This window comes from Pseudomonas wayambapalatensis (assembly GCF_049942315.1).
Lineage (GTDB): Bacteria > Pseudomonadota > Gammaproteobacteria > Pseudomonadales > Pseudomonadaceae > Aquipseudomonas > Aquipseudomonas wayambapalatensis.
On record NZ_JBNFMU010000061.1, the window covers coordinates 1 to 7,745 of the forward strand.

A 7,745-nucleotide genomic window follows, 5' to 3' on the forward strand; every position below is an offset into this window, starting at 1 on the left:
CTTTTTTCTGTGCCTAGAAGACCCCCCCGTCGTTACCATGCAGTGCAGGGAGGGGCACACAGGACAGCCTGGCGGGGCCGTCCCCGACCACGGCGATGCGTTTGCCGGTGCTGGGCGAGCGTTTGAACGGGTGCTCGCTGAAACCGGCGTTGTCCAGGGCGTAGCGTTGCAACTGGCCGATCAGCACCGGCGCGCACTCCTGGGCGTTGTTGCGCACGCACGCCTGCTGGCAGAGGATTTCGGTCGGGCACACGCGGGCGCAGCTGCCACCGAGGATGTTCGCCGACAGGATCCGCTCGGCGGCGCCCTGCAGGTTTTCATCACTGATGCGGTGGATGAACGAAGGGATGTCGATTTCGCTCGGGCATGCATTCACACAGGGGGCGTCGTAGCAGTACAGGCAGCGCGCGCTTTCCACGGCGGCCTGGCGTGCGGTGAGGGGTGGGGCGAGGTCGGTGAAGGCGTCGGCGAGCTGCTCGGCGCTGGCCCTCGGGCGCGGCAAGTGGTTCAGGGTGTCGATCACGGTTGTAGCCTCTCTCTTTTTTATGGGTACAGGCGGCGGTTACTCGCCCGTCCGTTCTGGGATGGCAGTCAACAGGTGTGTCTGGATTGTTATTGCCGGAGGCGCTGCGGCCCCCGGCTGTTATGGGCTGCTCAGCGGCTGACCGGTATCGGCCGCTGCTGCTCGGCCCGTCGCCCGAGGACCTCGTACACCGAGGGGTAGGCGGGCCTTTCCACATAGCGTCCCGCGCCCGGCTCGGCGCGCAGGTCGCCATCGGCCCAGAGCACTCGCCCCTGGCTGATGGTGTGGCTGGGAATGCCGCGCACCGTGCGGCCTTCGAAGATGTTGAAGTCGACCTTCTGGTGATGGGTGCTGGCAGAAATCGTGCGTGTGCCCTGCGGATCCCAGAGCACCAGGTCGGCGTCGGCACCCACGCGGATGGCGCCTTTGCGCGGGAACAGGTTGAAGATCTTGGCCGTATTGGTCGAGGTCAGTGCCACGAACTCATGCATCGACAGGCGCCCGTTGTTCACGCCAGCGTCCCACAACACCGCCATGCGGTCCTCGATGCCGGCGGTGCCGTTGGGGATGCGGCTGAAATCATCGCGGCCCATGGCTTTCTGCTCGGCGCAGAAGCAGCAGTGGTCGGTGGCGGTGGTGTGCAGGTTGCCCGATTGCAAGCCGCGCCACAGGGCTTCCTGGTGTTCGCGCGGACGGAATGGCGGGCTCATCACATAGCCGGCAGCGGTGGACCAGTCGGGGTTGCGATAGACGCTGTCGTCGATCAGCAGGTGCCCGGGCAGCACCTCGCCATACACCGGCTGGCCCTTGGCCCGAGCGTAGGTGATCTCATCCAGCGCTTCTTTGCTCGAGATGTGCACCAGGTACAGCGGTGTGCCCAGCGTTTCGGCAATACGGATGGCGCGGCTGGCCGCCTCGCCCTCGACCTGCGCCGGACGCGACAGCGGATGGGCCTCGGGGCCGGTGATGCCCTGGGCCAGCAGTTTCTTCTGCAGGTGGAACACCAGCTCGCCGTTCTCCGCATGCACGGTCGGTACCGCACCCAGTTGCAGGCAGCGCTCGAAGCTGGCGACCAAGGTGTCGTCGGCGGCCATGATCGCGTTCTTGTAGGCCATGAAGTGCTTGAAACTGTTCACGCCGTGGTGGGCGACAAGTTCGCCCATTTCCTCGGCGACCTGCTCGCTCCACCAGGTGATTGCGACGTGAAAGCCATAGTCGCTGGCCGACTTCTGCGCCCAGCCGCGCCAGGTGTGGAAGGCCTCCAGCAACGACTGCTGCGGGTTGGGGATGACGAAGTCGATGATCGAGGTGGTGCCGCCGGCCAGGCCTGCGGCGGTGCCGCTGAAGAAGTCCTCGCTGGCCACGGTGCCCATGAATGGCAACTGCATGTGAGTGTGCGGGTCGATGCCGCCGGGCATCAAGTATTGGCCGCTGCCGTCCAGGACCTGGCAACCGCTGGGCACTTCGAGGTCGTTGCCAATGGCGCGGATCAGGCCATCGGCACACAGCACATCGGCGGGATAGCTTTCTTCGTGGGTAACCACGGTGGCGCCACGGATCAACAGGGACATACCGTCTTCCTCGCAGGCTGACCGGTCGTTTTGCCGGTTCTTGAAATTGTTTTTTGCCAGCGGTTGGAGGTTGCGTTGCAATCCTGTCAGTGCTGACAAGATTGGAATCTAGATGCTGATCAAGGATTGATCAAGAAAAAAATTTATGAGTTTACATATTAAATAACTAATTGAAATTTAAGGTTTTTTGAATAAATCACCAAAATGGACAGGCTGCTCACCATTTTGACGCACTTGACAAGAAGCAGATTTGGTCAAGATTTTCCATGCGAAATCAGCCGTTTGAAACCTGGCTTGCCGGCGCGAACCACGCCGCGCAAAAACCAGGCTGCACCAGATTGAAACCCGGTGCGCAGGCCAGGGCGGGCCTCCACCAGCAAAACGTCAGGGCAGGGCATGACCGTACCTTTCCCTGGCGCGACTCAATGCCTTGCAAATCAGTGAATTACCTCCAGTCGGCGGTAGCCGGCAGGGTTGGCCCGGGCCAATCCGGCATGCAATTTGAGTGCGGCCACAACCGCCAGGCCGGACCGGAGGTGCAGTACAGGTGAGATGTGTAACTCCGGCCATCGATTCAGCCGATGAGCGAATAACTAGAACAATCTGGAGAAGGCCCCATGCAACAGAGCAGATCGCAAGTGATCGAGCAGCACGGGCTGTACGAGCTGTCCGAAGGCACTGACGTCCTCGACAGCCCTCGCTACAACCACGACATCGCTCCGACCAAGGTGCACCAGCGTACCTGGAACAAATGGCACATCACCGCCTTGTGGGTCGGCATGTCCATCTGCGTCCCCACCTACACCCTCGGCGGGGTACTGACCGCCTACTTCGGCCTGAGCGTCGGCGAGGCGCTGCTGGCGATCTTGCTGGCCAACCTCATCGTGCTGATTCCGCTGACCCTCAACGCCTTCCCCGGCACCAAGTACGGCATTCCCTTTCCGGTACTGCTACGCGCTTCGTTCGGCATCCTAGGCTCCAATGTGCCGTGCCTGATCCGCGCGGTGGTGGCGTGCGGCTGGTTCGGTATCCAGACGATGTTCGGCGGTCTTGCCATCCACCTGTTCCTGGGTTCGCTGTTCGATGGCTGGAAGAGCCTGGGCGGAACCGGCGAGGTGATCGGTTTCATGCTGTTCTGGCTGCTCAACCTGTGGGTGGTGCTGCGCGGCTCGGAGTCGATCAAGTGGCTGGAAACCCTGTCGGCACCGCTGCTGGTGGCGGTGGGCGTCGGCCTGCTGTTCTGGGCGCTGCCGCACATGTCGATGAGCGAACTGCTGGCCCAGCCGCCCAAGCGCCCGGAAGGCGCCAGCGTGATCGGCTATTTCTGCGCGGGGCTGACGGCGATGGTCGGGTTCTGGGCCACGCTGTCGCTGAACATCCCCGACTTCAGCCGCTACGCCAGAAGCCAGAAGGACCAGATTCTCGGGCAGATCTTTGGCCTGCCACTGACCATGTTCCTGTTCGCAGCCCTGGGTGTGGTCATGACCGCCGCCTCGGCATCGCTGGTGGGGGAAACGGTGTCGGACCCGGTGAACCTGATCGGACGTATCCAGAGCCCGGGCTGGGTGGCGCTGGCCATGGCGCTGATCATCATCGCCACGCTGTCGACCAACACGGCGGCGAACATCGTCTCACCGACCAATGACTTCCAGAACATCGCCCCGCGCCTGATCGGGCGCAGCCGTGCGGTGTGGCTGACCGGTTTCATCGGTTTGGCGCTGATGGGCCACGAACTGCTGAAAAAGCTTGGCTGGATCGTTTCCGACCTGAGCCTCGAGAGTGTCTATTCCAACTGGCTACTGGGCTATTCGAGCCTGCTCGGGCCGATTGCCGGGATCATGGTGGTGGACTACTTCCTGATCCGCCGCCAGCAACTGGACCTTGCCGGGTTGTACCGCGATGACGTGTACCCGGCCTGGAACTGGGTCGGGTTCCTGGCGTTCGCGGTGCCGGTGGCGCTGACCGTAATGTCGATCGGCAACAGCCGCTTCAGCTGGTTCTACGACTATGGCTGGTTTACCGGTTCGCTGCTGGGGGCGGGGCTGTACTACGTCCTGGGCCGCGTCGCGGTGCGTGGAACGGCGCGCCTGGCCAAACCATCACCCTGAATCTGGCTGGCCGCTACAGCCGAATCACCAGAACAAGAAATCGCCTGAGGAGAGTCCCGATGAAACCGATCAAGGAAGTGCTGCACTCCACCGACCACCATGTCGACAGCGCGCGCCTGTGGCAATCGCTGATGGACCTCGCGCGCCTGGGCGCCACGCCCAAGGGCGGGGTCTGCCGATTGGCACTGACCGACCTGGACCGCCAGGCCCGCGACCTGTTCCGGCAGTGGTGCGAGGCCGCAGGTTGTAGCGTCAGCGTCGATGCGATCGGCAACATGTTCGCCCGGCGTCCCGGACGCAACCCCAAGCTGCCACCGGTGATGACCGGCAGCCACATCGACACGCAGCCTACTGGCGGCAAGTTCGATGGCTGCTTCGGGGTGATGGCCGGCCTGGAGGTGATCCGCACCCTGAATGACCTCGGCGTGGAAACCGAAGCGCCGCTGGAGGTGGTGGTGTGGACCAACGAAGAAGGTTCGCGTTTCCCACCGTGCATGATGGGATCAGGGGTGTTCGCCGGCAAGTTCACCCTCGAAGAGACGCTGGCCAAGCGCGATGCCCAAGGGACCAGTGTCGGTGAGGCGCTGCAGGCCATCGGTTATGCCGGCCCGAGGGCCGTGCTGGGGCATCCGGTCGGGGCGTATTTCGAGGCGCATATCGAGCAGGGGCCGATTCTGGAGGATCAAGGCAAGACCATCGGCGTGGTGCTCGGCGCCCTCGGCCAGAAGTGGTTCGACCTGAGCCTGCGCGGCGTCGAGGCGCACGCCGGGCCGACGCCGATGCACCTGCGCAAGGATGCCCTGGTCGGCGCGGCGGCAGTGGTCGCGGCAGTCAACCGCACGGCACTGGCGCATCAGCCCCATGCCTGCGGCACGGTCGGTTGCCTGCAGGCGTATCCGGGGTCGCGCAATGTGATTCCGGGTGAGGTACGCATGACCCTGGACTTCCGTCACCTTGAAGGGGATCGGCTCGATTCGATGATCGCCGAGGTGCGTGAGGTGATCGACAGCACATGTGCCAAACACGGGCTGGGTTTCGAGCTGACGCCAACGGCGGACTTCCCGGCGCTGTACTTCGACCGTAACTGTGTCGATGCCGTGCGTGAGTCGGCCAAGAGCCTTGGCTTGGCGCACATGGATATCGTCAGCGGGGCAGGGCACGATGCGATCTTCCTGGCCGAGCTGGGCCCGGCAGGCATGATTTTCGTGCCGTGCGAGAACGGCATCAGCCACAACGAGATCGAGAACGCTACGCCCGAGGATCTGGCGGCGGGTTGTGCAGTGTTGCTGCGGGCGATGCTGGCAGCGTCGGAGGCCATTGCCCAAGGGCGATTGGCGGCCTGACTGCGAGCGGTGCCTGGCATCGGCTCAGCCGGTGTCAGGCATTGGACATGCCCCTTGCTGACGTGACCGTGCTGGCCGGGCGCTGGGCGTTGCACAAGCGCGGCGATTACTGACGCCCGGCCTGCCTGCTTCAGATCACGCCGCAGGCCACGCGGTCGCCGCCACCGCCCAGGGGCATGGGCATGTCGGCGTGGTTGTCGCCACCGGCATGGATCATCAAGGCATGGCCCTTGATTTCGGAAATCGTCTTCAGGCGCGGCGCCAGGACCGGATAGGTGGAGGTGCCGTCGGCGCTCACATAGAGTGCCGGCAGGTCGCCCAGATGGCCATCGCCATAGGGGCCCAGGTGCTTGCCGGTCTTGGCCGGGTCGAAGTGCCCGCCAGCAGCCAGTGCCGCCACGGCCTTGCCATCTTTCATGCCGGGCGCACAGCTGCCGTTCTCATGCACGTGGAAACCATGCACGCCTGCGGGCAGGCTGTTCAGCTTGGGGGTGAAGATCAGCCCGTAGGCCGACTCGCTGATGCTGACCTGACCGATGGGTTGTGCTTTGCCATCGGCGCTGACCAGATTGACCGGTACATCAAGGGTCGCGGCGTGGGCGCCGATGGACAGGGTGCCCAGCAGGGCGAGCCAGAGGTGTCGTTTCATGTTTGCCTCTTCAATTCAATGACGGGAAAGAGCCTTGGCGGGAACCTGAAAGTTGTTCCGGCGGGAGCGAGAATAAGAAGGGCGGCGCGCGAGTGTCCAACTAAAATTGGTAATTAAAAAAAACAGGAAAATCTATGGAATAAACGACGCAAGACAAGTGTTATGGGGGCTATATCGTCAAGAAGTGCTGTTTCATGAAACAAGGGCGATAAATAACAAGATGAGTTCCCTTCACTTGTAGAAATAATTCGTTCGGCGCACTGTATGAAAAAACATCAAGCCGGAAGTTGCGCAGCAGTGCGATCCGGTAGCCCTGTGCGTGATGAAGGGGCCCAAGCCCGACCAGTCCATGGTCCAGTTGAACGTCGCGGGCATGGATGTTGTGGTCTGGCGTCAGTCTCAGCTAGGCTACGCGCTGATCGGCGCCCCGGACGGCGTCGACCTCGATGCCGTGGCCCGCGTGGTCGCGGACCGCAGTTCAGGCCAGTTGTATACGGCCAATGCCAGCCTGCCATCGCTGTTGTGGTTCGCCGGTATCCGCCAATAAGGCCCCTGGGGGGGGGCGACCGGATTCTTGGATCGCCTGAATGCCCGCACAGTACCGCCACCACTTCCTCGTTGCCTTCTTCCCGACCCTGTTCACCGGCCTTGCCTGTGCGCTGTTCGTCGAGCGCAATAGCTGGACAGCCCCTCCATCACTGTCCTCTGCGGCCGGCGTTGCCCGCGTCGTCGATGCGTTCGAAGCGGTGTCCGGCCCGCAGCCGGGCTTTCACCGCAATCACGCCAAGGGCCTGCGCGCCAGCCGCGAGCGCCTGGGCGCGGAGTGGGAGCAGGCCTACCGCTGCAGCCCGATCTGGCATTTCGCCTTGGCTGCCGGGGTGTGCGGCGAGGTCGCCTGGGCCGGCGTGATGATGCCCAGTGTCGACCGGGTGGGGCGCTATTTTCCCCTGACCCTGGCCTATGGCGGGCCGGACATACCAGTGCTGGAGCGCCTGCGGCGCGACGGCGCGTGGTACGCCGAAGTGGAGCGCCTGGCATTGTCGACCCTGGAGGCGGGATTCGTGCTGGAGCGCTTCGACCGCGACCTCAGCCAGTTGCCCGCTCCATCCCGGCCCGAGCCCGCAAGCATCGCGCCTGCGTGGGGGCAGCCAGCGATGGGCGCGATGTGGCTGACGTTGCCGGAGCAGGACGGGATGGCGCAGGCGGTCGAACAGTGGTTGATGCAACTGGACGGGCTGGCAGGGCAGCGGTCGTTGGCCGGGCATGCCTTGTTCTGGACCGAAGGCGGGCCGCAGGTGGCGCCGACGCTGTTGGTGAGCCGGGGCTTGCCGGGGGCGGGGTGGTTCGTTGGCATGTTGGGCGGGGAGGGTGCAGGCGCGGCTTGAGCTTGATACCTGCACCGGCCTCATCGCGGGACAAGCCCGCTCCTACAGGCACCCCGCCGTCCTCAGGTTCAGTGTGGTACCTGTAGGAGCGGGCTTGCCCGCGAAAAAGACACCGCCGTGTCACAGGCACAGCGGGTTACGTCAGGTTGAACTCAGACCTTCTCAC

The 7,745-nt window shown here is 63.7% G+C and carries 6 protein-coding genes and 1 pseudogene; 4 read left to right on the forward strand and 3 right to left on the reverse strand.

Going from position 1 to position 7,745, the window contains the following annotated elements; genetic code table 11:
- Positions 1-16 precede the first annotated feature (16 nt).
- Positions 17-523 (reverse strand): annotated as a pseudogene (locus ACPZMI_RS01945) (dihydropyrimidine dehydrogenase); the annotation flags it as partial.
- A gap of 131 nt (positions 524-654) precedes the next feature.
- Entirely contained in the window at positions 655-2,094 is a 1,440-nt protein-coding gene (gene hydA, locus ACPZMI_RS01950; protein ID WP_426351579.1) for a dihydropyrimidinase, read from the reverse strand.
- Between the two features lie 617 nt (positions 2,095-2,711).
- Between hydA and ACPZMI_RS01955 the strand changes: the two genes are divergently transcribed.
- Both ACPZMI_RS01955 and ACPZMI_RS01960 read left to right on the forward strand, forming a co-directional pair.
- Positions 2,712-4,202 (forward strand): NCS1 family nucleobase:cation symporter-1, encoded by a 1,491-nt coding sequence (locus ACPZMI_RS01955; RefSeq protein WP_186668847.1) that lies wholly within the window; start codon positions 2,712-2,714, stop codon positions 4,200-4,202.
- A 59-nt stretch (positions 4,203-4,261) separates the two neighbouring features.
- Entirely contained in the window at positions 4,262-5,545 is a 1,284-nt protein-coding gene (locus ACPZMI_RS01960) for a Zn-dependent hydrolase (RefSeq protein WP_426351580.1), read from the forward strand.
- 130 nt (positions 5,546-5,675) lie between these two features.
- On the opposite strand, the gene sodC is transcribed toward ACPZMI_RS01960, so the two are convergent.
- Positions 5,676-6,194, reverse strand: a complete 519-nt coding sequence (gene sodC / locus ACPZMI_RS01965) for a superoxide dismutase [Cu-Zn] SodC (protein ID WP_372822415.1) — start codon at positions 6,192-6,194, stop codon at positions 5,676-5,678.
- A 349-nt stretch (positions 6,195-6,543) separates the two neighbouring features.
- Here sodC and ACPZMI_RS01970 point away from each other — a divergent pair, with 349 nt between their 5' ends.
- Positions 6,544-6,741 carry a hypothetical protein gene (locus ACPZMI_RS01970; protein WP_411382893.1) on the forward strand — a complete coding sequence of 66 codons (198 nt, stop codon included), beginning with the start codon at positions 6,544-6,546 and terminating at the stop codon, positions 6,739-6,741.
- Between the two features lie 40 nt (positions 6,742-6,781).
- On the forward strand, positions 6,782-7,579 hold the full coding sequence (gene tagF / locus ACPZMI_RS01975) for a type VI secretion system-associated protein TagF (RefSeq protein WP_426351581.1): 798 nt from the start codon (positions 6,782-6,784) through the stop codon (positions 7,577-7,579).
- Positions 7,580-7,745: the final 166 nt, after the last annotated feature.

Excerpts from the sequence above, each read along its gene's own strand:
- ACPZMI_RS01960 (WP_426351580.1), top strand. The coding sequence starts at position 4,262 with ATGAAACCGATCAAGGAAGTGCTGCACTCCACCGACCACCATGTCGAC.
- sodC (WP_372822415.1), bottom strand. The coding sequence starts at position 6,194 with ATGAAACGACACCTCTGGCTCGCCCTGCTGGGCACCCTGTCCATCGGC.
- ACPZMI_RS01970 (WP_411382893.1), top strand. The coding sequence starts at position 6,544 with ATGGTCCAGTTGAACGTCGCGGGCATGGATGTTGTGGTCTGGCGTCAG.
- ACPZMI_RS01955 (WP_186668847.1), top strand. The coding sequence starts at position 2,712 with ATGCAACAGAGCAGATCGCAAGTGATCGAGCAGCACGGGCTGTACGAG.
- hydA (WP_426351579.1), bottom strand. The coding sequence starts at position 2,094 with ATGTCCCTGTTGATCCGTGGCGCCACCGTGGTTACCCACGAAGAAAGC.
- tagF (WP_426351581.1), top strand. The coding sequence starts at position 6,782 with ATGCCCGCACAGTACCGCCACCACTTCCTCGTTGCCTTCTTCCCGACC.